Origin of the sequence: Micromonospora sp. URMC 105, assembly GCF_051386295.1 — a bacterium.
In the GTDB taxonomy this organism is placed as follows: domain Bacteria; phylum Actinomycetota; class Actinomycetes; order Mycobacteriales; family Micromonosporaceae; genus Micromonospora.
In genome coordinates this window covers 1-24,081 of the sequence record NZ_JBPQTL010000006.1, presented here as the reverse complement: position 1 = coordinate 24,081, position 24,081 = coordinate 1, and the positions used below count along the sequence as shown (strand labels likewise).

The window sequence follows — 24,081 nt, the reverse complement described above, 5'->3', positions numbered from 1 at the left end:
CTTCCCGGCTGCGCCTTCCGGCCGCAAGCCGACGCGGCGGTCAGCCGGCGAACGGGTCGGTGCCGGCCCGCAGCGCGTCGAGCATGCCGGCGGCCCGGGACCGGGCGGCGGCGTACAGGCCGGAGCCGAGGCTGACCCGGGCCACCCCGAGGCGGGCCAGCTCCCCCACCGACGGCGTGCCGGGGCGCAGCAGGACGTTCACCGGCCCGTCGACCGCGGCGACGAACCGCCCGACCAGCTCCGGGTCGGCCAGCAGGATCGGGTAGACGCAGTCGGCGCCGGCGGCCCGGTAGCGGCGGGCCCGGCGGACCGCCTCGTCGAAGACCCCGGCCGGATCGCCGGGGGCGCGCAGGAAGGCGTCCACCCGGGCGTTGACCACCAGCTCCGGCCCGGCCGCCGCGCGCACGGCCGCCAGCAGGTCCGCCTGCTCGTCGACCGGGCACAGCCGTCTCGTACCCGGGTCGGAGTCCTCCAGGTTGAGCCCGGCGGCCCCGGTGGCGAGCAGCCGCTCGACCAGTTCGGCCGGCGGCAGGCCGTACCCCCGCTCCAGGTCGGCGGTGACGGGCACCTCGACGGCCCGGACGATCCGGGCCACCGCGGCGAGCATCTCGGCCACCGGGGTGGCCTCCCCGTCGGCGTGGCCGAGCGACTCGGCGACGGCGGCGCTGCTGGTGGCGACGGCGGGGAAGCCGGCGGCGGCGACGGCGCGGGCGGAGCCGGCGTCCCAGGCGTTCGGCAGGATCAGCGGGTCGCCGGGGCGGTGCCGGGCGCGCAGGGCGGCAGCGGCAGGGGTGGAGGTCATGGGGTCGATTCTCGGCCCCCGGCCGGCGCCCGCCTAAGCTCCAATTCCGTGCCGATGGACTGGGCCGGTTTCGGCGTCGACCTGCACCTGGAGCTGGACGCCAGCGGCGGCCGGCGGGCCGGGCTGGAGCGGGCGCTGCGCGCGGCCGTCCGGGACGGCCGGCTGCCGCCGTCGACCCGGCTGCCGGCGACCCGCGCGCTCGCCGCCGAGCTGGGCCTGGCCCGGGGCACGGTCAGCGCGGCCTACGACCAGCTCGTCGCCGAGGGCTGGCTGGTCGCCCGGGTCGGCTCCGGCACCCAGGTGAGCCCGCTGCGCCAGGCCGGGCCGCCGGTCACCGCGCCGCCGTCCGGTTCCGACGCGCCCCGGTACGACCTGCGGCCGGGCAGCCCGGACGTGGGCGCCTTCCCGGTCACCGCCTGGCTGCGGGCCACCCGCCGGGCGCTGGCAGCCGCCCCGGCCGACGTGTACGGCTACGGCGACCCGCGCGGGCGGGCCGAGCTGCGCGCCGCGCTCGCCGGCTACCTGGGCCGGGCCCGTGGCGTCCTGGCCGACCCCGGACGGATCGTCGTCACCAGCGGGTACGTCCAGGCGCTGGTCCTGCTGACCACGGTGCTGCGGGAGGCCGGTCCGCCGAGCCTGGCGATGGAGGACCCCGGGCTGCCGTTCCACCGCGAGGTGGTGCGCCGCCAGGGCGGCCGGGTGCTGCCGCTGCCGGTGGACAGCGCCGGCGCGCGCACCGATCTGCTCGGCGTCGGGGAGCTGGCCGGGGTGGCGGCCGCGGTGGTCACCCCGGCCCACCAGTACCCGTCGGGGGTGACCCTGCGGCCGGAGCGCCGGCATGCGCTGACCGGCTGGGCCCGGGACGCCGCCGCGCTGGTGATCGAGGACGACTACGACGGGGAGTTCCGCTACGACCGGCAGCCGGTCGGCGCGGTGCAGGGCATGGCCCCGGAGCAGGTCGCCTACGTCGGCACCGCGGCCAAGACCCTCGGCCCGGCGTTGCGGCTGGCCTGGCTGGTGCTGCCGGCCCGGCTGGTCGAGCCGGTGGTGGAGGCGAAGCGCCACCTGGACGTGCAGACCGAGGTGGTCGGGCAGCTCGCGCTCGCCGACCTGATCACCAGCCACGGGTACGACCGCCAGGTGCGCACCGTCCGCCGCCGCTACCGTGAGCGGCGCGATCTGCTGCTGGACCGGCTCGGTGGGCGGGTGGCCGTGGGCGGTGTCGCCGCCGGGCTGCACGCCACCGTCGCGCTGCCGCCGGACGGGCCCACCGAGGTGGAGGTGCTGGCCGGGGCCGCCGCCCGGGGGCTGGCCCTGACCGGACTGGCCGCCCACCGGCACCGCCCCGGGGCCGGCCCGCCCGGACTGGTCGTCGGGTACGCCACCCCGCCGGCGCACCGCTACCCGGCCGCGCTGGACGAGCTGGCCACGGTGCTGGGTACCGTCTCCGTCCGGCCCTGATTGCGGCGCAGCGCCACCAGGGCGACCAGCAGCGCTGCGGTGACCAGGGCGGCCGCGGCGGCGAACGCGGCGCGGTAGCCGGCGGCGAGGGCTTCGGTCCCGGCCTGGCCCGCGTCGCGCAGCAGGTCGCTCCGGTGGGCGGCGAGGGTGGCCAGCGCGGCCAGCCCGAGCGCGCCGCCGACCTGCTGGGTGGTGTTGGCCAGGCCGGAGGCGAGACCGGCGTCGGCCGGGTCCGCGCCGGCCATGGCGAGGGTGGTGACGGCGGGCAGGGTCAGCCCACCGGCCAACCCGAAGACGAGGATCGCCGGGAGCACGTCGGTCGGGTAGCTGCCGTTCACCGGCAACCGGGCCAGCAGCAGGAACCCGGGTACGGCGAGCGCCAGCCCGGCGAGCAGCACCGCCCGGCCGCCGAACCGGGCGATCAGCCGACCGGCGAGGCCGAGCGAGACCGCCGCGATCACCAGCGGGGTGGGCAGGAAGGCCAGCCCGGTCTCGGCCGGCGCGAGGCCCAGCACCAGCTGGAGTTCCAGCGCCAGCAGGAACTGGAAGCCGAAGAACGCGGCGATGGTGAGGAACTGGACCAGGTTGGCGGCGACCAGGTCGGGCGTGCGCAGCACCCGGGGCGGCAGCAGCGGGGTGACGGCGACCGCCTGCCGGAGTGTGAACCCGCCGAGCAGCGCCCCGGCCAGGACGCCTGCGGCAAGGGTGCGCGGGGCGGTCCAGCCGTGCTCGCCGGCGCCGACGATGGCCACCACCGTGGCCATCAGCCCGGCGGTGACCAGCGCCGCGCCGGGCAGGTCGAGCCCGGCCCGCAGCCCGACGCCGGAGTCGCCCGGCACCCATCGCACGGCGCCGCCCACGATGAGCACGCCGATCGGCAGGTTGATCAGGAAGATCGCCGGCCAGCCGGCCAGCTCGGTGAGAATCCCGCCGGCCAGCAGGCCCAGCGAGGCGCCGGCCGCGCCGGTGAAGCTGAAGACCGCGATGGCTCGGGCCCGTTCGGCCGGCGCCGGGAAGAGCCCGACGACCATGCCGAGGCCGACCGCGGTGGTGAGCGCCCCGCCGGCACCCTGCAGGAAGCGGGCGACGACCAGGGTGGCCGGGTCGGCGGCCAGGGCGCAGGCCAGCGAGGCGAGGGTGAACAGGGCGACCCCGGCGAGGAAGACCCGCCGGCGGCCGACCAGGTCGCCGAGCCGCCCGGCGAGCAGCAGCAGCCCGCCGAACGCGACCAGGTAGGCGTTGACCACCCAGGGCAGGTCGGCGGCGGCGAAGCCCAGGTCGCGCTGGATGGCCGGCAGGGCCACCGCGACGATGCTCCCGTCCAGGATGATCATCAAACTGCCGGCGCAGAGCACGAGCAGCGCCGGCCATCGGTTCGTCATCGGGCTTCCTCCTTGGTGCACGGTTTGTTACCGAGGCCATCGTCTGTGACCATCAGACCGAGCGGAAGGAGGCACTTTCGTGTCCCAGGGGAACAGCTGTGTGTCCATTGGACGGGAACAGGCCCGCGCCTGCACCGTCCGCGAGGCACTGGACCGGGTCGGTGGCAAGTGGAGCATCGGCATCCTGGTGGCCGCCGCCACCGGGCCGGTCCGCTTCACCGAGCTGGAACGGCAGGTGGAGGGGATCAGCCGGCGGATGCTCACCCTCACCCTGCGCAACCTGGAACGGGACGGCCTGCTGCACCGGCGGGTGCACCCGACCGTGCCGCCGAAGGTGGAGTACACCGCCACCCCGATGGCCCTGGAGCTCTACGAGTCGCTGGTCGCGCTCACCGAGTGGGCCGAACGGCACCGCGGGGCGATCAGCGAGGCGCGGGCCGCGTACGACCGGGAGCACGCGGAGCAGTGACTCCGGCCGCGACCGGCGCGTCCCACTCGACGTGGTGGTCGTAGAGCCAGGCGAGCGAGGCGCCGTCGTCCTTCGCCATCCGCTTGGCGAAGATCGGCAGGGCGAGGTCCCGCAGCACCCGGGCGACCGGACCGGCAACCTTGGTGCCGCTGGTGCGCCTCCCCTGCGCCACCACCCGCTCCACCCGGCCCCGGCGCAGCCGCTCGTACGCGGTGAACGCGGCCGGCACGTCGGGCAGGTCCCGCAGGCACTGCGCCAGCACCACGGCGTCCTCGAAGGCCATCGCCGCGCCCTGCCCGGAGGAGGGCGCGGCGGTGTGCGCGGCGTCGCCGATGACGATCATGCGGTCGCGGTGCCAGGTGGGCACCGACGGCAGGTCGTAGGTGGGCCAGCCGTACTGGATCCGGTCGGTGGCGTCGACGATCCGCAGCGCCGGGCCGGCGTCGCCGGCGAAAAGGTCACGCAGCCGGGCCCGCCACTCGTCCGGGCCGATCGCGGCGAGCTGGGCCGGGGTCAGCTCGTCGGGCTGGGGCGGGTTGGCGAACCACCAGACCTCGTCGTCGCCGACCGGAATCCAGCAGAAGAAGCACCGCCGGCCGAAGATCATGTTCATCACGCCGCGCTCGCCGGGCAGCCCCAGCCCGTGGGTGAAGCCGCCGGCGTTGAGCAGTGGGACGTACCGGGGGGCGGGCGCCGCCGGGTCGATGATCTGCCGGGTCCGCGAGCGCAGCCCGTCCGCGCCGACCAGCAGCTCACCCTCGGCGCTGCGGCCGTCGGCGAACCGGGCACGCACGCCCGCCCCGGTCGGCTCGGCCGCCACCAGGCGGGCGCCGTGCACGATCGGCACCCCCTGCCGGACGGCCTCGCCGCGCAGCGCCCGGTAGAGGTCGGACCGCTTCACCGTGGTGCTGCCCCGTCCCCGGGTGCGGGTGCCGCTGGTGCCGAACTCCCCCAGCCGGCGGCCCTTGTGGTTGAACATCGCCATCCGGGGCGTGGGGTGGCCGAGGTCGGCGACCAGCTCGTCGAGGCCGACCGCCCGGAGCGCGTCCAGCCCGTTGACCGACAGGGTCAGGAACGCCCCCACCCCGACGGCGTCCCGCTCGTACGCCTCGTAGACCACCGATTCGATGCCGGCGCGGCGCAGCGCGAGGGCGGCGACGGGGCCGGCGATGCCACCGCCGACGATCAATGCGTTAGTCATGTCATGACTATACATAGAATGACTATAACGAGGAAGACCGTCACCTAAGGTGAGGGCATGGCCGCCCGCGCACACCGCCACTCACCGCTGGCGATGATGGTGCTCGCCCTCCTGGTCGAGGCGCCGATGCACGCGTACCGGATGCAGCAGCTCATCCAGGAGCGCCAGAAGCAGGACGTGGTCAACGTCGCGCAGCGCAACAGCATCTACCAGGCCATCGAGCGCCTCCGGCGCGACGAGCTGGTCCGGGTCAGCCACACCGCCCGCGACGAGCGCCGCCCGGAGCGCACCGTCTACGAGCTGACCGAGGCCGGCCGGCGAACCCTCGACGGCTGGCTGGTCGAGGCGCTCGCCACCCCGGCACGCGAGTTCCCCGAGTTCCCCGCCGCGCTCTCCTTCCTGCCGCTGCTGCCGCCCGCCGAGGCGGCCCGGCAGCTCGAACGACGCGCCGACACCCTCGCCGCGCGGCTGCGCGAACGGGAAGCCGTCCTCGCCACGGTGGACCTGCCGCGGCTGTTCCTGGTCGAGGACGAGTACCGGCTGGCGCTGCTGCGTACCGAGCTGGACTGGGTCCGCGGGCTCGCCGCCGACCTGCGCGCCGGCACGCTGACCTGGTCCGGCGAGTGGCTGGCCGGGTGGACCGGCGCACCGGACGCCGACCGGGGATGACCGGTGTGGCGAATGCCACCCGACACGTCTGACCGATCGGTCAGACTCTGACCGATCGGTCAGGCATGCTGGAACGCATGGCACGGACCACCCCGCAGACCCACGGCGAGATCCTGGCCGCCGCGGCCCGGCGGTTCGCGGTGACCGGCTACAAGGGCACCTCGTTGCAGGACATCGCCCGCGAGGTGGGCTGTTCCAAGGCCGCCGTGCTCTACCACTTCGCCAACAAGGAAGCCCTGCTCGCCGAGCTGATGGCCAAGCCGATCGAGGTGCTGCGCCGGCTCGACGAGCGGATCGGCGCCCTCGACGGCGCCGCCGCCCAGCGCACCGCCGCCGAGGGCTTCGTCGACCTCGCGGTCCGCTTCCGGCGGGAGATCGCGCTGCTGCGCGGCGAGTTCCCCGAACTGCTGGCGCAGCCGGCCTTCGCGCACATCCAGCGCATCTCCGAACGGCTCCTCGACGCGCTCGCCGGCCCGGGTGACGGCCCGGGCGGCCGGATCGCCGCGATGGTCGTGCTGTCCGGCGTGCCGGAGGCGTGTGCCGAGTTCGTCGACGTGCCCGACGACGAATTGCGCCCCGCCCTGCTGGCGATCGCCACCCGGGCGTTGGCGCCGTTCGACCCACCCACCCCCGAATGAGGACAAGGATCTGATGGCCACCCTGCTGTACTGGCTCGGCCGGGCCTCGTTGCGCCACCGGCGACTCGTCGTCGCCGTCTGGCTCGTCGTACTCGTCGGCCTCGGCCTCGCCGCGGCGACCCTGCGCGGCCCGACGGCGAGCAACTTCACCATGCCCGGGACCGAGTCGCAGCAGGCGCTGGACCTGCTGGCCGAGCGGTTCCCGGCGGCCAGCGGCGCCACCGGCACCATCGCGGTGAAGGCGCCCGCGCCCGGCGGGCTCGGCACGCCCGAGGGCCAGGCCGTGGTCAAGGGGGTCGTGCAGGAGGCGGCGACCCTGCCCGGCGTGGTCGGCGCCGTCGACCCGTTCCAGGCCCAGGCGCTCTCCCCCGACGGCCGGTACGCCCTGGTGCAGGTGCAGTTCGCGACGGGCGCCGACGAGGTCACCGACGAGCAGCGTGCGGCGTACGAGAAGGTCGGCGCGCAGGCCGAGGCGCAGGGCTGGCAGATCGCGCCCGGCGGTGAGGTGCTCAACTCCGAGCCCGAGGTCGGCTCCACCGAGGCGCTGGGCGTGCTGGTCGCGGCGATCGTCCTGATCGTCACGTTCGGATCGCTGGTCGCCGCCGGGATGACCATGCTCAACGCCCTGATCGGCGTCGCCGTCGGCATGGCCGGCCTGTACGCGCTCAGCGGCGTGGTCGAACTGACCAGCACCGCCCCCATCCTGGCCCTGATGCTCGGGCTGGCCGTCGGCATCGACTACTCGCTCTTCATCACCTCCCGCCACCGGCAGCACCTGCTCGAAGGGCTGGAACCGGACGAGGCGGTCGGTCGGGCCGTCGGCACCGCCGGCTCCGCCGTGCTCTTCGCCGGCGCCACCGTGGTCATCGCGCTGGCCGGCCTGGCCGTGGTCAACATCCCCTTCCTCACCGTGATGGGTCTGGCCGCCGCCGGCACCGTCACCGTGGCGGTGCTCGTCGCGATCACCCTCCAGCCGGCCCTGCTCGGCTTCGCCGGCCGCAAGGTGCTCCCCCGCAAGCTGCGCGGGGCCCAGGCCGCTCCGGCCGCCGACGGCACCGCGCCCGCCGAGGACCGCTCCGGCTTCGGGTTCCGCTGGGCGCACTGGGTGACCAAGCTGCGGATCCCCGTCATCCTGGTCGGCCTGCTCGGCCTCGGGCTGCTCGCGCTGCCCGCCCAGGACATGCGGCTGGCCCTGCCGGACGCGGCCACCGCACCCGAGGGCAGCGCCGCCCGGGTCAGCAACGACATCGTCCGCGAAGGCTTCGGGCCGGGCTTCACCGGCCGGCTCGCCGTGGTGGTCACCTCGGACTCCCCGCAGGACACCGCGGCGGCCGTACCGCAGGTCACCGCGCTGATCCAGGGCACCGAGGGGGTGCTGGCCGTGGCCCCGCCGCAGGTGGACCCCTCCGGCCGGACGGCGCTGCTCGGCGTCATCCCCAAGACCGGGCCGACCGACGCGGCCACCGAGACGCTGGTGCAGGACATCCGCGACGGCGTCGGCGCGATCGGCAACGCCGAGGTGCTGCTCACCGGCGTCACCGCGATCGGCATCGACGTCTCCGAGAAGCTCACCGACGCGCTGCCGGTCTACCTGCTGCTGGTGGTCGGGCTGTCGATCCTGCTGCTGATGCTGGTGTTCCGCTCGATCCTGGTGCCGGTCAAGGCGGCGCTGGGCTTCCTGCTCACCGTGGCCGCCACCTTCGGCATCACCGTCGCGGTGTTCCAGCAGGGCCACCTGGCCGACCTGGTCGGGCTGGACACCCCGGGGCCGCTGATCAGCTTCCTGCCGATCCTGCTCATCGGCATCCTGTTCGGGCTCGCCATGGACTACGAGGTCTTCCTGGTCTCCCGGATGCGCGAGGACTTCGTGCACGGCGACACCGCCCGCCAGGCCACCATCAACGGGATGGGTCACGGCGCACGGGTGGTCACCGCCGCCGCGCTGATCATGATGTCGGTCTTCGGCGGCTTCGTCTTCCTCGACGACCCGGTGATCAAGTCGATGGGCTTCGCGCTCGCGATCGGCGTCGCCATCGACGCGTTCGTGGTGCGGATGACCATCGTGCCGGCGGTCATGTCGCTGCTGGACCGGACGGCCTGGTGGCTGCCCCGCTGGCTGGACCGGGCACTGCCCAACGTGGACATCGAGGGCGAGGGGCTGCGCGCCCACCTCGACCGCGAGCCGGTCGACGCCTGACCAGCGCCGGACCTGCCCGGCCGGCCTACACGCCGGCCGGGTAGGTCCCCATCTCGCCCATGGCGCTCAGCGCGGGCATCGGGTGCAGCGCGGTGGTCTCGTCGCACCAGACGAAGGCGTCGTACCGGTCGCCCAGGCGGGTCGGCACGTAGTTGCCCCAGGACTCGAAGCTCGGGTCGTAGACCACCCCGATCGCCCGGTGGTCGACGGTGCCGGTGACCCACTCGGGCTGGTCCTCACCGCCGAAGACCAGCACCGCCCGCTCCGGCATCAGCTCGTGCAGCCGCCGCTCCACCGACCCCTCCCGGGCCGGCGGCACGACCATCGCCTCGGCCGGCGACCCCCAGCGCGGCGCGGCGACGACGGTCCCCCGGTAGCTGCCGAAGCCCACCAGCGCGACCGCGTCCCGCCCCAGCCGTTCCCGGCTCAACTGGCCGATGTTGACCAGCCCGTCGGCGGCCATGTCGGTGGCCCGGGCGTCACCCACGTGTGTGTTGTGCGCCCAGACGATCCCCCGCGCGTCGGGGCCGTAGTGCTCCAGCAGGCGGTCCAAGGTGTCCGTCATGTGGATGTCCCGTACATTCCACGACTCGGGGCCGCCCCGCACCATCGCCCGGTAGTAGCGCTCCGCGCCGGCCACCACCTCCGCGTTCTGCCAGGCCGCGAAGGCGTCCGGGCCGTCCGAGGCGGCGTGTGCCCGGGTACGCGCCAGCAGGCGCACCACCTCCTCCTCGCAGCGCGCGGAGACGAACCGGCTGGCCGCGCCGTACTCCTCGACCCGCTTGCCGTACGGCTCGAAGCACCGGTAGGCGTCCTGCGCCGCCTCCAGCGAGTGCGGGTCCTCCTCGCCCAGGTAGTCGAAGATGGCCTGCATGGACTCCCAAAGGCTGTAGACGTCCAGGCCGTGGAAGCCGGCCCGCTCCCCCGCCGGGCGTTCCATGTTCCACGCTCGCAGCCAGCGGCAGAAGCGGTTGACCTCGGCGTTCGCCCACATCCAGGTGGGCCAGCGCGCGAAGCGTTCCAGGGCGATCCGCGGTTCCGCCGCGCCGCCCGGGCCGCCGGTCACCGAGCGGTTCACGCGGTCGCAGTCCGGCCAGTCCCCCTCCACGGCCACGAAGGAGAAGCCCTGCTCGGCGATGAGCCGACGGGTGAGCTGCTCGCGCAGCCGGTAGTAGTCGTAGGTGCCGTGCGAGGCCTCGCCGATCATCACCACCCGGGCGTCCCGGACACGCGCCAGCAACGGGTCGAAGTCGCTCGGCGCGCCGAGCCGCTGAACCAGCATGTCCGCGGCTACCCGGCGGGTCGGCGGGCAAACCGCGACCAGGCCCGGGGCCGACCGGGCCGGCGGGCCGGTCGGCCGGCAGGCCGGCAGGCCGGCGGGCAGTTTCCGGGCGGACGGCGGTGTGCCGGCGGGCAGGGCGGGTAGCCGGGCGCCATGACCGTCACCGGGGCGCAGTTGCAGGACTACCTGGCCGGGCTCGACTACCCGGTCTCCCGCGAGGACCTGATCCGCTGGGGTCAGGAGAACGGGGCCAGCACGGAGATGCTGCAGATGTTGCGGGCCTTGCCCGCCGACCAGTTCGACGACCCGGCCGAACTGCACGAGGCGCTCGGCACGCTCGCCTGACCGCTCCGGCTCAGGCGACCGCGACGGTCAGGCGAAGGCCGCATCGTCGCCGCGCGCGACGGCGCGCAGCAGACCGTCGGTCTCGGCGCGCGGGTCCGGCGCGGCGGCGCCCTCCGGCACCGCCCGCAGGTGCGGGCCACCCTCGGGTGGCGACGCCCGGTCACCGCCGCTCTCGCCGTGGGTCATCCCGTACAGCCTCTCGTCCGCTTCGCCTGCCCGCACGGTAGGCATTCGGCGCCGGAACCGCTCCGGACGGGTGCCGATCGCGCGGGTCGTGGGCGTGCAGCAGGCGGAACAGGACCAGCCACTGCTCCGGCCAGACCAGCCCGACCGGCGTGGCCGGGTCGAGCCGGGCCGCCCGCAGCGCACCGTCCACCCGGACGCGCGGATAGGCCGCGCGCAGCGAGGCCGCGAGCGAGCCGCCGGCGCCACCGAAGCCGAGCTCCACCATGCTCCGGTACGCCGGCAGCGCCGCCGGGGGCAGCAGCGGCGCGGGGCGGCGCTCGACGCGCAGGATCCCGCCGTCGACGCCGGGCACCGGCCGGAACGCGGTGCGCGGCACCCGCCCGGCCAGCCGCCAGTGGTGTTCCGGCCAGGTGAGCACGGTCAACCTGCTCCACCGCCCGTGGTCGCCGCTGCGCTTGCGGGCGTACTCCAGCTGGGTGAGCAGGGTCGCGGCCTGCAACCCGGGCGCGGCCAGGCACCAGCGGACCACCGCCGCCGTCAGCGACCAGGGGATGTTGCCGACTACCGAGAACGGCTCGTCCGGTGACGGTGCCGCGAGGAAGTCCTCCTGCCGGTGGCTGACCTGGGGCAGTTGCGCGGCGAGGGCGGCCAGCTCCCCGGCGGCGGCCGGGTCCACCTCGTACGCGATCAGCCGCGCGCAGCGCGCGGCGAGCGGGCGGGTCAGCTGACCTCGCCCGGCGCCGACCTCCAGCAGCAGGTCGTCGGGGCCGGGTCGGGCGGCCCGGACCAGCCGCGCGACGGCGGCCGGGTCGGTCAGGAAGTTCTGGGACAGTACGCGACGGGTCCGGTCGCGTGCGGTGGTACGGGTTCGGCGGGGCGCCACGGGGATCGTCCTGTCTGTCGCCGCTCGGCGACGGGTACGGACAGGCGGGCGCACGGGCGGGCCTGTCCGAGTGGGATCGGGACTAGGACGACCCTGGAGATTTCGGCGTGGGACGCGGGCGCGGGCGTGACGCCGCCCGCTGACCGCGGAAGTCGGCGGTCAGCGGCGTGGCGGCACCGGTGGTGACCCGACACACCGCCCGGCCGATGCACCGATGGGTGCACCGGAGGGTGCGCCGGTCGGCGGACCCGTCGGTGAACCGACCGGCGAAGCGGTCGGCGGGCCAGTCGGCGGACCGGTCGGCGGCGGCGCGGAGGTCAGGTCAGGCGCGGCGGTGGGCGTCCCGGCCGGCCAGGGCCGGGCGCCGGACTCGCGGGCGGGCAACCAGGAGGAGGCCCCGCACGGCCGGCGCGGCGGCCACGTCGATCAGGGCATGCGTGAACATGTCGGCCAGGCTAGCCCCGGGCCGCCCGCCCCGCGAGCGGTTTCCGTCACCGCCCGTCGTCGCCGTGCGGGCGTTGCCTGGCCGCTCGGTATTCGGGAGGCGGGCGGTCAGGCCGGGAGCGCGGGGCGTCCGGAAGGCCGCGCGTCGGGGTTCGGGCGTCGGCGAGCCAGACGTCGGGGCTGGGGCCGGGCCAAGACCCGGGGCCGGGCCGGGGCCAAGACCGGGGCTGAGGCCGGGACCCGGAGCCGGGGCCGCCGGGTCGCTTACTCCGAGTAGCGTCCGCCCCCCGTCTGCCATGGTGAGCGATATGCCTGTGAGGCATAAATATGCCGCACAGGCATATCGCTCGAAACCCAGGTGCCGTGGATTCGCCGACACGCCCGGCCGCCGGGCTACCGGCGGTGCGGCCTGGTCGCGGGCTCGCCGCCGGAAGGGGACAGGGAGCGCCGGCCGCGGTGGGCCTGGATCAGACGTCGACGGTGCGGCCCTGGGCGCGGGCGACCTCGGCGGCGGAGAGGATCGCCACCACCTCCCGGCCGAAACGCACGTCGCAGCGGTGGTCGCGGGTGCCGGCGTCGATCTCCTCCAGGAGCTGGTCGATCGCGGTGCCGAAGGCGGTGAGCGCGTTGCCGTCGCCCGGCGGGACGGACTCGGTGCCGTTCTCGCCGAAGAAGACGAAGTCGCGGGTCACCGCCTCCTGCGGGGCGTCCAGGGTGAGCGAGATCGAGCTGGTGGCCCCGCCGTCGTGGGTGAGCAGCAGGTGGACCAGGCCGGTCGGGCCGTCCATCGCGGCGACCCGGGTGACCCCGCCGAGCACCGGCAGGATGATCGACAGCGCGTGCGGGCCGATGTCCCAGAGTGCGCCGTGGTCGCGCCGCCACTGGGAGCCGCCGTACGGGCTGCCGGGCTGGTAGATCGAGGCGAACATGGTCGCCCGCGCGTGCTGCCAGCCGCCGGCCGCGGCGGTCGAGGCGAGGAAGCCGGTGACGTTCGGGTGGTAGCGCTGGGTGAAGAAGACGACCGAGGCCACCCCGGACTGCTGGGCGGCGGCGACCACCCGGTCGGCGTCGGCCAGGGTGAGCGCCAGCGGCTTGTCCAGCAGCAGGTGCCGGCCGGCGGTGGCGGCGCGGACGGCGAGGTCCGCCTGGATGTCGGGCGGGAGCGCGACCGCCACCGCGTCGCAGGCGTCCAGCAGCGCGTCGACGTCGTCGAACGCCGGTACGCCGTGCCGGTTCGCCAGCTCGCCGGCGCGCTCCGGGTTGCGTCCCCACACTCCCACCAGTTCGGCGCGCGGGTGCGCGTCGATCGCGGCGGCGTGCGTCTCCGCCGCCCAGTGACCGGTGCCGAACAAGCCGAACCGCAGCACGAGTACCCCCGGAGTCGTCGTCCGCCACGGCGATGCCGTGGCCGTGATCCAACCTAGTCGCCCCCGGCGGGGCAGGTGCAGCCGACGTGGCGGAGCGACCGGGGCGGGGGCGATTACTACGACGCTTAGTAGGCTGTGCCGGTGACCGAGACTCCGACGGTGTGCCCGCGATGACCAGCGCAGCCTCAGCCGGTTCGCCGGTGGACGGGATCCTCGCGACGGCAACGATCGTGCTGTCACTCGTACTCGCGCTCTGGAGCCTGATCGCGGCGGTGCGCCACCGCGCGCCGGACCGTCTCCAGTTCCTCGGCCTGGCGGTGCTGGAGGTGGCGCTGCTCGCGCTGGCCGTGGTGGCGCTGGTCGCGCTCGGCGGCGGCGAGCGGCCGGGCGAGCCCGGCGCCTTCTTCGGCTACCTGGTGACGCTGGTCTGCCTGCCGCCGCTGGCCTGGGTGCTGGCCAAGATGGAGCCGACCCGCTGGGGCTCGGCGATCGTCTGCGCGATCTGCCTGGTCACCCCCGTGGTCGTGGTCCGGCTCCAGCAGACCTGGGAGGTCCTCGGTGGTTGAGACCGGGACGCCCGCGCGCACCACGAATTCCGGTCCCGGCCGGCTGCTGATCGCGGTGTACCTGCTCTTCGCGATCGCCGCCACCTCGCGGGCCGGGCTCCAGATCGCCACGAAGTTCGACGAGGCACCGGTGGCCTACCTGCTCTCCGCGCTGGCCGCGGTGATCTACATCGTCGCCGCCGTCGGGCTGGCCCGGGCCGGTCACGCCGGGCGGCGGGTGGCGCTCGCCTGCTGCACCGTGGAGCTGATCGGGGTCGTCGGGGTGGGCGCGCTGAGCCTGGTCGACCGGGAACTCTTCCCGGACGAGACGGTCTGGTCCAACTTCGGCAGCGGTTACGGCTACATCCCCCTGGTCCTGCCGATCCTCGGCCTCCTCTGGCTCGCCCGCACCCGTCACTCCCCCACCTGACCCACCGCCCCCAGGCCCACCTTCGGCCGCACTCTCGGGAGAAAGCGTGGCCATGGAACGCGGAATGGCCACGCTTTCTCCGAAAGAGTGGCCATTCCAACGGGGGTGGGAGGGGTCAGGACTTGGGGCCGCCGGCTACGTAGATGACCTGGCCGGAGACGAAGCCGGCGCCTTCGCTGGTGAGGAACGAGATGGTGTGGGCGACGTCCTCCGGGCGGCCGGGGCGGCGGACCGGGATCTCGGCGGCGGCGTGCTGCTGCAACGCCTCGAAGTCGACCTTCATCCGGGCGGCGGTCGCGGCGGTCATGTCGGTGACGATGAAGCCCGGCGCGACCGCGTTGACCGTCACGCCGAACGGGCCCAGCTCGATGGCGAGCGTCTTGGTGAAGCCCTGCAGACCGGCCTTGGCCGCCGAGTAGTTCGCCTGGCCCCGGTTGCCCAGCGCGGAGGTGCTGGAGAGGTTGACGATCCGGCCCCACTTCCGCTCGACCATGTGCTGCTGTGCGGCCTGGCTGAACAGGAACGCGCCCCGCAGGTGTACGCCCATGACCGTGTCCCAGTCGCCGTCGGACATCTTGAACAGCAGGTTGTCGCGGAGCACGCCGGCGTTGTTGACCAGTACGGTCGGCGCGCCCAGCTCGGCGGCGACCCGCTCGACGGCCGCCTCCACCTGGGTCCGGTCCGACACGTCCGCGCCGACGCCCAGGGCCCGGCCGCCGGCCGCGGCGATCGCGTCCACCGTCTCCTTGGTCGCCGACTCCTCGATGTCGACCACGGCGACGGCCATGCCGTCGGCGGCCAACCGGCGGGCGGTGGCCGCGCCGATACCGCGCGCGGCTCCGGTGACGATGGCGACGCGAGGCTCTTCCGACATGATTACCTCCGGGTAACTTGGCTCGATCGATGGAGCTTAACCCCCTCCCACCGCCGCGCATCAGCCCTGACCCGGCTGTCGATCCGCACCGACTCCTATGCGAAATGATCTTCGCGGCGTACCGTCCCGTCTGGTCCTCCGACAGATGCCCGGTGCCCTGCTGTTCCGGTCAGGCAACGGCATCCGGAGACGTCGCCGACCCGTCGGCGACTGAAGCAGCAGACGAGGCAAGGACATGATCACGTGAAGTTCTCGCGATCCCGGAGAGCGTGGCTGGCCGCCGTGGTCTCCGCGGCCCTGGCGGCGACCGGAGGCTCACCAGCCTTCGCCGCCGGCGCCGGCTCGGCGGCCACCCCCCGCCCGACTCCCACAGCGCCGACCGGCGCATCCGACCTGCCCACCCCGCCGGGCACCCACTCGGTCACCCTGATCACCGGCGACGTGGTCACCACCCGACGCACCGCGAACGGCGGGACCGTCGACGTACGGCGGCCGGACGGCACCCCGGCCCCGGTGCGAGTGGTGGAATCCGGGGACGACCTCTACGTCTACCCCCAGTCCGTACTCCCCTACCTGGCCGCCGGCAACCTGGACAAGCGGCTGTTCAACGTCACCCGCCTGATCGCCGACGGGTACGGCGACGCGGACGTCGATCACCTGCCGCTGATCGTGTCGTACACCGACGCGGCGGCCGGGCTGCGCGCCGGCGCCGTACCCGCCGGGGCGACCCGCACCCGCGGGCTGAGCAGCATCAAGGGTGCCGCGCTGCGCGAGGACCGGGAACGGGCCGACGAGTTCTGGGCCGCGGTCACCGCCGGCACCGCCAGGACGTCGACCACCACGGCCGGCGGCGGCAGCGGCCGCTTCGGCGCTGGGATCGCCCGGATCTGGCTGGACGGGCGGGTCCACGCGGACCTCGCCGCCACCACCGCGCAGATCGGCGCCCCCGAGGTGTGGGCCGGCGGCGACACCGGCGCGGGCGTACGCGTGGCCGTGCTCGACACCGGCGTCGACGCCACGCACCCGGACCTCGCCGAGCGGATCGCCGAGTCGGCCGTGTTCGTCCCCGACGAGCAGCTCGACGACCGGATCGGGCACGGCACCCACGTCGCCTCCACGATCGCCGGCACCGGCGCCGCCTCCGGCGGGCGGGAGAAGGGCGTCGCCCCGGACGCCCGGCTCGCCGTCGGCAAGGTGCTCAGCGACGCCGGTTTCGGGCTGGACTCCTGGATCCTCGCCGGCATGGAGTGGGCGGTCCGGGACGCCGACGCCGACATCGTCAACATGAGCCTGGGCTCGAGCCAGCCCAGCGACGGCACCGACCCGATCAGCCAGGCGGTCGACACGCTCAGCGCGGAGACCGGCGCGCTCTTCGTCGTCTCCGCCGGCAACCTCGGCTCGCCCGGCAGTGTGACCGCCCCGGGCGCGGCGGACGCCGCGCTCACCGTCGGCGCGGTCGACGCCGACGACCACCTGGCCCCCTTCTCCAGCCAGGGACCCCGGACCAGCGACGAGGCCATCAAGCCGGAGCTGACCGCGCCCGGCGTCGGCGTCCTCGCGGCCCGCTCGCGGTACGCGCCCGGCGAGGGGGCGTACCAGAGCCTGGACGGCACCTCGATGGCCGCGCCGCACGTGGCGGGCGCGGCCGCGCTGCTCGCCGCCAAGCACCCGGACTGGACCGGTCAGCAGCTCAAGGACGCCCTGGTCAGCACGACGAAGGCCACCCCGCAGTACGACGCGTACCAGGCCGGCACCGGCCGGGTCGACGTCGCCGCGGCGGTACGCGCCCCGATCGTCGCCACCGGCACCGCGTACACCAGCGTGCGGTACGAGACGGCGAAGGCGGGCGGCAGCACCCGTCCGGTGACGTACGCCAACACCACCGGCGCGCCGATCACGCTGGACCTGACGGTGGACGCCCCGACCGCGCCGGCCGGACTGTTCGCCCTCTCCACGGGGCAGCTGACCGTGCCCGCCCACGGCACCGCCACGGTCACCCTGACCACGGACACCTCCCGGGCCGCCGTCGGCAGCCGGTACACCGGTCAGCTCGTCGCCACCGGGCCGGACCGTTCCGTGCTCACCCGCACCGCGATCGGCCTCGGCACGTTCACCCCGTACCACCGGCTCACGCTGGAGCTGACCGACCGGGCGGGCCGGCCGACCGCCGGCACCGTCGAGCTGGGTCAGCCGGGCAGCCACGGGCCGGACTTCGTCGACACCGACGCGGACGGCACGGCACAGCTGTACCTGCCCGAGGGCGTCTACTCGGCGATGACGTTCCTGAACGTCACCGGCAGCCACGGGCCGAACTCGCTCGGCCTGGCCCTGCTCGGCGACCCGGAGATCGACCTGCGCGCGGACACCACGGTCCGGCTCGACGGCGCGGCGGCGCGCCGGCTCCAGTCACTGGTGCCGCAGCCGACCGCCGACACGTTCGCCCGGCTGGACTACTTCCGGTCCCGGGGGGACGGCCGCTGGCGGTCGTTCCTCGAGGGCGGCGTCTTCTACGACAGCTTCTGGGCCCAGCCCACCAGCCACGACGTCACGCACGGCGACTTCCACGTCAGCGCCCGCTGGCGCAAGGAGCAGCCGGTGCTGCGGGTCGGCACCACGAAGGTCGACTTCGACGACGTGGTCCGCCAGCAGGGCACCACCCAGCTGCCGAAGGGCCGGTGGACGCTGCCCGCCGTCTTCGCCGGCAACGGCGCGGCGAGCGACTACGCCGGCCTGGACGCCCGGGGCAAGGTGGTCGTGGTCCGGCACAACCAGGAGGTCGGCGACTCCGCGCAGGCCGCCGCGGCGACCGCGGCCGGGGCGAAGCTGATGCTGGTGGTGAACGACCACCCGTGGCGCGAGGTGCGCGACTACTCCGTCGACTTCTCCACGCCCACCCCGATCGAGGTGGCGCTGCTCAGCACGGACGAGGGCGAGGCGCTGATCCGGCAGATCCGCAGCGGGCCGACGAAGGTGGAGGTGGCCTCGCAGCCGGTCGCCGAATACCTGTACGACCTGGTCCAGGCGTACCACAACCGGATCCCGAGCGAGCTGACCCGGACCGAGACCAGCAGGACACTGGCCCGGATCGACGTCGGCTTCGCCCTGCCCACCCCGCAGGCCCGAGGCGGGGAGTTCCGGTTCGACTGGCCGTCGTACTCGGACTGGGGCATCGGCCGGACCAGCAACCGGCCGCTCGCCGCGGTCCGCACCGACTGGGTGTCCACCGGCGAGCGGTACCGGTGGGGCCAGGAGGCGTACCTCGAGTCCGGTACGTACCAGCTCGACACCCGGCGCAGCTACCGGGCGGGCAGCCACGACGAGGAGCGGTTCTTCACCCCGATCGAACGGCCGCACCTGAACGACAACTTCACGCTACCCACCCGGTCCGGTGACTCGCTCAGGCTGGACGTGCCCGGGTGGGGCGGGGCCGACCACGTCGGCATGGCGTTGAACGCGGCCGAGCAGACCAACCAGCTGTACCAGGGGGACACGCTGCTCGGCCAGAGCAGCAGCACCTGGATCAGCGGCACCGCCCCGGACGCGGCCGACCTGCCGTACCGGTTGGCGGTGCGGACCCGGCAGGACCCGGCGGCCGGACCGTACTCCACCAGCACCGAAACCCAGTGGCGGTTCCGCTCCAAGGCGCCGGCCGGGGTCGAGTCGACCGTGCTGCCGCTGCTCCAGCTCGACTACACGGTCGACACCGACGCCATCGGCACGGCGAAGGGCAGGGCCGACCTGACCGTTTCCGCCGCGCACCTGCCCGGGGTCACCGGCTCCGGCGGCATCGGGCCGGTCACGCTGGAGATCTCGTACGACGACGGCGGGCACTGGCGGAAGCAGTCGCTGGAGCGCACGCCGGACGGAGCCTGGACCGCGCACCTGACGGCGCCGGAGGGCGCGGCGTACCTGTCGCTGCGCGCCGGCGCCACGGACCGCGCGGGCAACTCGGTCGAGCAGACCGTGATCCGCGCCTTCGGCGTGCGCTGACCGCTGCCCCTACCGGCGCGTGGCGTCCGGCCGGACGTCACCCCGGGACGGGACCCGGCGAGGCCGTGGTCAGCCCCGGCAGAGCCGGATCCAGCGGTAGCCGTAGCCGGCCAGCTTGAGGCGGTCGAGCTTGCCCACCTCGCCGTACCCCCGGTCGGCGAGGACGTCGGTCGGCAGGTCCGCCTCGGCGGCGAGCGAGCTCAGGTCGACCTCGACGTCGTCGGTGCCCAGGTTGTGCAGGAAGACCATCGTCCCGGTCGGCCCGTCGGCGCGGTGCGCCAGCACCCCGGCCGGCATCGGTACGTCGATGTGCGTCGTCGAGCCGGAGCCGATCTCCGGGGCCTCGCGCAGCGTACGGATCATCCGCTCGAACCAGGACAGCAGCGACTTCGGGTCGCGGCGCTGGGCAGTCACGTTGACCTTCTCGTAGCTGAACTCGCCCTTGTCGATCACCGGCCGGACCAGCTTCTCCGGGTCGGCGGTGGAGAACCCGGCGTTCGGCTTGTACGACCACTGCATCGGCGTACGAATGGCCTCCCGGCCGGGCAGCGACAGGTCCTCGCCCATGCCGATCTCCTCGCCGTAGCGCAGCACCGGCGTGCCGCGCAGCGAGAACTGCAACGCGTACGCCAGTTCGAGGCGGCGGCGGTCGTTGCCGAGCATCGGGGCGAGCCGGCGCCGGATGCCCCGGTCGTAGATCCGCATGTCCTCGTCCGGGCCGAACTCGGCGTACACCTGGTTGCGCTGCTCGGCGGTGAGCCGGGAGAGGTCGATCTCGTCGTGGTTGCGCAGGAAGGTGGCCCACTGCCCGCCGACGGGCAGCGTCGGGGTGTCCCGCAGCGCCTCGATCACCGGCTCCGGGTCCTGCCGGGCCAGGGCCAGCATGAGCCGGCCGTTGAGCATGAAGTCGAAGAGCATGTGGATGCGGTTGCCCGAGCCGCCGGAGTCACCGAAGAACGTCGGCAACTGGTCCGGCTCGACGTTCGCCTCGGCCAGCAGGACCGCGTCGCCGCGCCGCCACTGCACGTGCTGGCGCATCTCGGTGAGGAACTCGAAGTCCTTGGGCGAGTTCGGGTTGCCCGGCTCGGTCAGCTCGATGATGAACGGCACCGCGTCCATCCGGAAGCCGGAGACGCCGAGCTGCAGCCAGAACGACATGATCTTCTTGATCTCCGCGCGGACCTTCGGGTTGGCAAAGTTGAGGTCCGGCTGGAACTTGTAGAACCGGTGGTAGTACCACGCCTTCGCGGTGCGGTCGTAGCTCCACGTCTCGTTCTGCTCGCCGGGGAAGACCATGCCCTGGCGCCGGTCGTCCGGCTCGGTGTCGGACCAGACGTACCAGTCCCGGTAGGGCGAGTCGGGCGAGGAGCGGGCGGACTGGAACCACGGGTGCTCGTCCGAGGTGTGGTTGACCACCAGGTCGATGATCACCCGAATGCCCCGGTTCTGCGCCTGGTGCAGCAGCTCCGCGAAGTCGCCGAGGGTGCCGAAGCGGGGGTCCACGTTGTAGAAGTCGGTGGCGTCGTACCCGTCGTCCTTGCTGGGCGACGGGTGGATCGGGTGCAGCCACAGACAGGTGACCCCGAGCCGGGCCAGGTAGTCCAGCCGGCCGATCAGCCCCTGGATGTCACCGACCCCGTCGCCGTCGGAGTCCGCGTACGTGTCGATGTCGAGGCAGTAGACGACGGCCTCGGAATACCAACGGTCACCCATGCCGGATGAACATCTCCGGTCGATCACCGCGGCAAACCCGGCCGGCGCGCGGTCGGGCCGCCCCGGCCCGGCTTCGACGGGTACGGTGCCGATCATGGAGACCGGACTGGTACCGCCGAGCGAACCTCTGGGCTGGGCGCGGGGCGCCTGGCTGCACCCGCCGGTGCGCGCCGAGCACGGCCCGGCGGGCGAGCTGGTGGTCGAGCCGGCGGCGGAGAGCGACTTCTGGCGGCGGACCAGCTACGGCTTCGTACACGACAACGGGCCGGCCCTGCTCGCGCCGCTGCCGGTCGGCAGTGCCATGGAGGTGAGCTTCACCCTCGACCTCACCGGGCAGTTCGATCAGGCCGGCGTGCTGGTCCGGGTGGACGAGCGCACCTGGGTGAAGACCGGCGTCGAGCTGAGCGACGGTGAGCTCCAGCTCGGCGCGGTGGTGACCCGGGAGTTCTCCGACTGGTCGCTGGCGCCGGTGCCGGAGTGGGCGGGGCGGGAGGTGACCGTCCGGGTCAGCCGGGCCGGCGACGCGCTGACCGTCCGGGCCCGGGTGGACGAGGAGCCGTGGCGGCTGGTTCGGCTCGCCCCGCTGGACCCGGCGGCCGAGGCCACCGCCGGCCCGTTCTGCTGCGCGCCGCTGCGGGCGGGGCTCGCCGTCCGGTTCACCGGCTGGCGGCAGGGGCCGGCCGACACCGCGGTGCACCCGGCGCACTGACCGCCCCCGCCCCCCGGTTTGCGGCGGGTCGGGCTCTCCTCGGCGCCGGACACCCCGACACGCCGCAAAGCGGGACAGGGGTGCCGGCGCCCGGACGGGTCGCGCTGAGCGGATGGTCAGTGGGGCGGGTCACCGGCAGGTGTGGGGACGGGTTGCGCGGGTACCACTGTCCGATCCCGGCAGCTCTCGGAAGGACGCCCATGGCTCTCGCCCAGAACGTCGACCCGAACCAGTTCACCGGGCTGACCGGGTGGGTGGCGAGCGTCATCGACTCCTTGGGCGCGGTCGGGGTGGCGCTGCTGGTGGCCCTGGAGAGCATCATCCCGCCCATCCCCAGCGAGGTCGTGCTGGCGATGGCCGGCTACCTGGCCAGCGAGGGCCGGTTCCACCTGGTGGTGATCGTGCTGGCCGCGACGGCGGGTTCGCTGCTGGGCGCGCTGGTGCTCTACTGGCTCGGCGCGGCGCTCGGCGAGGAGCGGTTGAAGCGCTGGCTGGACCACCTCCCGCTGGTCGACCGGGACGACCTGGAGAAGGCCGACCGGTGGTTCGAGCGGTACGGCCGGTGGGCGGTGCTGATCGGCCGGGTGGTGCCGGTGGTACGCAGCCTGGTGTCGGTCCCGGCCGGGGCGAACCGGATGCCGCTGGGTGAGTTCGTCCTGTTGACCACGCTGGGCAGCGGGGTGTGGAACAGCCTGATCGTGGGGCTGGGTTTCGCGCTCGGCTCGCGGTGGGAGGACGTGGACCGCTACAGCAGCTGGTTCAACTACGCGATCTTCGCGGTCTTCGCGGTCATGATCGTGAGCTGGGTGGTCAAGAAGATCCGCAAGCGGCGGGCGCGGCGCGACCGGCAGTCGGTGACCGCCGGTCGCTGACCGCGACGCCGCCGCTCAGTACTTCGCGGTGATCGAGGTGTACTCCCAGGTGTTCTGGGCGATGCCGGAGCAGTGGGCAACCACGCCGCCGCCCGGGCAGGGGCGGTCCCGGTTGACCGACCAGAAGGTGAACCGGGACAGGTTGCGGGCCTTCGCCCAGTCGCGAATCTGCGTCCAGGTGGCCGGCGAGGTCAGCTCCTGCTGGTCGGAGAGGCCGTTCATGCCGGAGATGCCCATGTGCGCGTACGCGGTGGCGTCCGACCAGCCGAAGGCGGTCTTCAGCGCGTTCTTCAGCCCCTCGGCCGCGTTGACCGTGCTCTGGTACATGTTCGCGCCGCCGCCGAAGTTGAACGGCATGATGGTGAAGGTGTCGATGTTCGCGCCGAGCGCGGCGGCCTGGTTGATCAGCCGGGTACCCCAGTAGTTCGGCCCGGTGGTCGAGGTGCCGAAGGTGATGATCGTCTTGATCCCCGGGTTGTTCTGCTTGACGATCTTCAGCGCGCCGAGGATCCGGTCCTGCACCACCTCGTTCTCGAACTCGTCGCTGTTCTCGATGTCGATGTCGATCGCCTTCAGCCCGAACGCGTTGATCACCTGCTGGTACGCCCCGGCCAGCGCGGCCGCGGAGGAGCAGTTCGGGCCGAGCTTGTTGCCGCTCCACCCGCCGATGGACGGGATCACGTCACCGCCGGCGGCCCGGATCGCGGCGATGGTGCTCGCGTGCACGCCGCCGGTGAGCGAGCCGGTGCCGTCCCAGGCCGGGGTGCAGCCGCCGCTGGAGAGGATGAACGCGATGGTGAACCACTTGACCCCGGTCGCCCCCATCACCGTCGACGGCGCGGGCGGGTCGCCCCAGCCCGGGTAGAGGTAGGGCGCGACGGCCATTCCGGCGGTGCCTCCGGAGCAGCCGGTGGTGGTGGCGGAGACCGGCGCCGACTTCGCCGACTCACCGGAGGAGTTGTACGCGGCCACCGTGTAGCTGTGCGCGGAGCAGGCGGCCAGCCCGCTGAGGGTGGTGGCGGTGCCGGTGAGGGTGGCCCGGACGGCCGAGCCCTCGTACACCCGGTAGCCGGTGACCGTGCCGCCGACGGCGTTCCACGCCAGCGCGATCGACGAGGCGGTGGTGCCGGTGACCCGCAGGCCGCCGGGGGTGGCCGGGGCGGACGGGTTGCCGCCGCCACCGGTGCAGGCGCCGCCGTTGACCGTGCAGTTCACCGGGTCGCCGGTGCCGTTCACCACGAAGCCGAACGAGGTGCTGGCGCCCGGGGCGAGGGTGCCGTTCCAGGACTGGTTGACCGCGGTGACGTGCTGGCCGGAGGTGGTCAGCCGGGCGTCCCAGAAGGTGCCGAGCGAGCTGCCGGCGGGCAGGTCGAACTGCACGTTCCAGGAGCTGATGCTGGCCGAGCTGTCGTTGGTGACGGTGAACTTGGCCTCGTACCCGCTGCCCCAGCTGGAGGTGCGGACGAAGGCGGCGGTGGCGGCGGACGCGGCCGGTGGAGCCACGACGGTGGCCGCGACCAGGGCGGCGGCGAGCGCGACGGCGAACGTCGCCACGCGTGGGGAGCGGAGTTTCACGGTGGCCTCCAGGGACCTGTGGTGGGGGGTCCGCCCGGGGGTGGGCG

21 protein-coding genes and 1 pseudogene are annotated in these 24,081 nt (G+C 74.0%); 11 read left to right on the top strand and 11 right to left on the bottom strand.

The window, feature by feature from the left end; all coding sequences use genetic code 11:
* Positions 1 to 40 precede the first annotated feature (40 nt).
* Positions 41 to 802, bottom strand: coding sequence for an isocitrate lyase/PEP mutase family protein (locus ACSNN7_RS03780; RefSeq protein ID WP_436679139.1), 762 nt, complete (start codon positions 800 to 802; stop codon positions 41 to 43).
* Between the two features lie 54 nt (positions 803 to 856).
* On the opposite strand from ACSNN7_RS03780, the gene ACSNN7_RS03775 reads away from it, so the two are divergent.
* Complete coding sequence (locus ACSNN7_RS03775) at positions 857 to 2,263, top strand: PLP-dependent aminotransferase family protein (protein ID WP_436679239.1); 1,407 nt, start codon at positions 857 to 859, stop codon at positions 2,261 to 2,263.
* Here the strand turns inward: ACSNN7_RS03775 and ACSNN7_RS03770 are convergent.
* The gene (locus tag ACSNN7_RS03770; RefSeq protein ID WP_436679137.1) at positions 2,203 to 3,645 is read right to left on the bottom strand and encodes an MFS transporter; all 1,443 of its coding nucleotides are present in this window, start codon (positions 3,643 to 3,645) and stop codon (positions 2,203 to 2,205) included. The two genes, ACSNN7_RS03775 and ACSNN7_RS03770, sit on opposite strands and share 61 nt — an antisense overlap.
* A 100-nt stretch (positions 3,646 to 3,745) precedes the next feature.
* On the opposite strand from ACSNN7_RS03770, the gene ACSNN7_RS03765 reads away from it, so the two are divergent.
* Positions 3,746 to 4,114, top strand: coding sequence for a winged helix-turn-helix transcriptional regulator (locus ACSNN7_RS03765; RefSeq protein WP_436679135.1), 369 nt, complete (start codon positions 3,746 to 3,748; stop codon positions 4,112 to 4,114).
* On the opposite strand, the gene ACSNN7_RS03760 is transcribed toward ACSNN7_RS03765, so the two are convergent.
* Positions 4,068 to 5,315 carry an FAD-dependent oxidoreductase gene (locus ACSNN7_RS03760; protein WP_436679133.1) on the bottom strand — a complete coding sequence of 416 codons (1,248 nt, stop codon included), beginning with the start codon at positions 5,313 to 5,315 and terminating at the stop codon, positions 4,068 to 4,070. The genes ACSNN7_RS03765 and ACSNN7_RS03760 overlap by 47 nt on opposite strands.
* 57 nt (positions 5,316 to 5,372) lie before the next feature.
* On the opposite strand from ACSNN7_RS03760, the gene ACSNN7_RS03755 reads away from it, so the two are divergent.
* The 3 genes from ACSNN7_RS03755 (at position 5,373) to ACSNN7_RS03745 (ending at position 8,819) form a co-directional block, all read left to right on the top strand.
* Positions 5,373 to 5,984: a PadR family transcriptional regulator gene (locus tag ACSNN7_RS03755; RefSeq protein WP_436679131.1), complete on the top strand. Its 612-nt coding sequence runs from the start codon at positions 5,373 to 5,375 to the stop codon at positions 5,982 to 5,984.
* Between the two features lie 77 nt (positions 5,985 to 6,061).
* Entirely contained in the window at positions 6,062 to 6,622 is a 561-nt protein-coding gene (locus tag ACSNN7_RS03750) for a TetR/AcrR family transcriptional regulator (protein ID WP_436679130.1), read from the top strand.
* A gap of 13 nt (positions 6,623 to 6,635) precedes the next feature.
* Positions 6,636 to 8,819 carry an MMPL family transporter gene (locus ACSNN7_RS03745; RefSeq protein WP_436679128.1) on the top strand — a complete coding sequence of 728 codons (2,184 nt, stop codon included), beginning with the start codon at positions 6,636 to 6,638 and terminating at the stop codon, positions 8,817 to 8,819.
* Between the two features lie 25 nt (positions 8,820 to 8,844).
* Here the strand turns inward: ACSNN7_RS03745 and ACSNN7_RS03740 are convergent, their stop codons facing one another.
* Positions 8,845 to 10,101 carry an erythromycin esterase family protein gene (locus ACSNN7_RS03740; protein WP_436679127.1) on the bottom strand — a complete coding sequence of 419 codons (1,257 nt, stop codon included), beginning with the start codon at positions 10,099 to 10,101 and terminating at the stop codon, positions 8,845 to 8,847.
* A gap of 153 nt (positions 10,102 to 10,254) precedes the next feature.
* Here ACSNN7_RS03740 and ACSNN7_RS03735 point away from each other — a divergent pair, with 153 nt between their 5' ends.
* Entirely contained in the window at positions 10,255 to 10,446 is a 192-nt protein-coding gene (locus tag ACSNN7_RS03735) for a DUF2795 domain-containing protein (protein ID WP_334449009.1), read from the top strand.
* Positions 10,447 to 10,473: 27 nt separating this feature from the next.
* Here ACSNN7_RS03735 and ACSNN7_RS03730 read toward each other — a convergent pair whose 3' ends face one another.
* The 4 genes and pseudogenes from ACSNN7_RS03730 to ACSNN7_RS03715 all read right to left on the bottom strand — a co-directional run bounded on the left by ACSNN7_RS03730 (position 10,474) and on the right by ACSNN7_RS03715 (position 13,326).
* Positions 10,474 to 10,632 carry a hypothetical protein gene (locus tag ACSNN7_RS03730; RefSeq protein ID WP_436679125.1) on the bottom strand — a complete coding sequence of 53 codons (159 nt, stop codon included), beginning with the start codon at positions 10,630 to 10,632 and terminating at the stop codon, positions 10,474 to 10,476.
* Positions 10,633 to 10,723: 91 nt separating this feature from the next.
* A pseudogene (gene erm, locus ACSNN7_RS03725) lies at positions 10,724 to 11,515 on the bottom strand (ErmE/ErmH/ErmO/ErmR family 23S rRNA (adenine(2058)-N(6))-methyltransferase); the annotation flags it as partial.
* Positions 11,516 to 11,837: 322 nt separating this feature from the next.
* On the bottom strand, positions 11,838 to 11,960 hold the full coding sequence (locus ACSNN7_RS03720) for a hypothetical protein (protein WP_255540576.1): 123 nt from the start codon (positions 11,958 to 11,960) through the stop codon (positions 11,838 to 11,840).
* 466 nt (positions 11,961 to 12,426) lie between these two features.
* A complete protein-coding gene (locus tag ACSNN7_RS03715) occupies positions 12,427 to 13,326 on the bottom strand; it encodes a Gfo/Idh/MocA family protein (RefSeq protein WP_436679123.1) in 900 nt (299 codons plus the stop codon).
* 170 nt (positions 13,327 to 13,496) lie between these two features.
* On the opposite strand from ACSNN7_RS03715, the gene ACSNN7_RS03710 reads away from it, so the two are divergent.
* Together ACSNN7_RS03710 and ACSNN7_RS03705 are read left to right on the top strand one after the other, a co-directional pair.
* The gene (locus ACSNN7_RS03710) at positions 13,497 to 13,892 is read left to right on the top strand and encodes a hypothetical protein (RefSeq protein ID WP_436679122.1); all 396 of its coding nucleotides are present in this window, start codon (positions 13,497 to 13,499) and stop codon (positions 13,890 to 13,892) included.
* Positions 13,885 to 14,301, top strand: coding sequence for a hypothetical protein (locus ACSNN7_RS03705; protein WP_436679120.1), 417 nt, complete (start codon positions 13,885 to 13,887; stop codon positions 14,299 to 14,301). The genes ACSNN7_RS03710 and ACSNN7_RS03705 overlap by 8 nt, the downstream gene beginning before the upstream one ends.
* A 115-nt stretch (positions 14,302 to 14,416) precedes the next feature.
* Here the strand turns inward: ACSNN7_RS03705 and fabG are convergent, their stop codons facing one another.
* Positions 14,417 to 15,175 (bottom strand): 3-oxoacyl-ACP reductase FabG, encoded by a 759-nt coding sequence (fabG, locus tag ACSNN7_RS03700; protein WP_436679119.1) that lies wholly within the window; start codon positions 15,173 to 15,175, stop codon positions 14,417 to 14,419.
* A gap of 243 nt (positions 15,176 to 15,418) precedes the next feature.
* Between fabG and ACSNN7_RS03695 the strand changes: the two genes are divergently transcribed.
* Entirely contained in the window at positions 15,419 to 19,165 is a 3,747-nt protein-coding gene (locus ACSNN7_RS03695; RefSeq protein WP_436679118.1) for a S8 family serine peptidase, read from the top strand.
* Positions 19,166 to 19,234: 69 nt separating this feature from the next.
* Here ACSNN7_RS03695 and ACSNN7_RS03690 read toward each other — a convergent pair whose 3' ends face one another.
* On the bottom strand, positions 19,235 to 20,878 hold the full coding sequence (locus ACSNN7_RS03690; protein ID WP_436679117.1) for an alpha-amylase family protein: 1,644 nt from the start codon (positions 20,876 to 20,878) through the stop codon (positions 19,235 to 19,237).
* Between the two features lie 94 nt (positions 20,879 to 20,972).
* Here ACSNN7_RS03690 and ACSNN7_RS03685 point away from each other — a divergent pair, with 94 nt between their 5' ends.
* A complete protein-coding gene (locus ACSNN7_RS03685; RefSeq protein ID WP_436679115.1) occupies positions 20,973 to 21,587 on the top strand; it encodes a DUF1349 domain-containing protein in 615 nt (204 codons plus the stop codon).
* Positions 21,588 to 21,787: 200 nt separating this feature from the next.
* Complete coding sequence (locus ACSNN7_RS03680) at positions 21,788 to 22,459, top strand: DedA family protein (RefSeq protein WP_436679114.1); 672 nt, start codon at positions 21,788 to 21,790, stop codon at positions 22,457 to 22,459.
* A 15-nt stretch (positions 22,460 to 22,474) separates the two neighbouring features.
* Here ACSNN7_RS03680 and ACSNN7_RS03675 read toward each other — a convergent pair.
* The coding region (locus ACSNN7_RS03675; protein WP_436679113.1) for a cellulose binding domain-containing protein at positions 22,475 to 24,081 on the bottom strand (1,607 nt) is incomplete at its 5' end.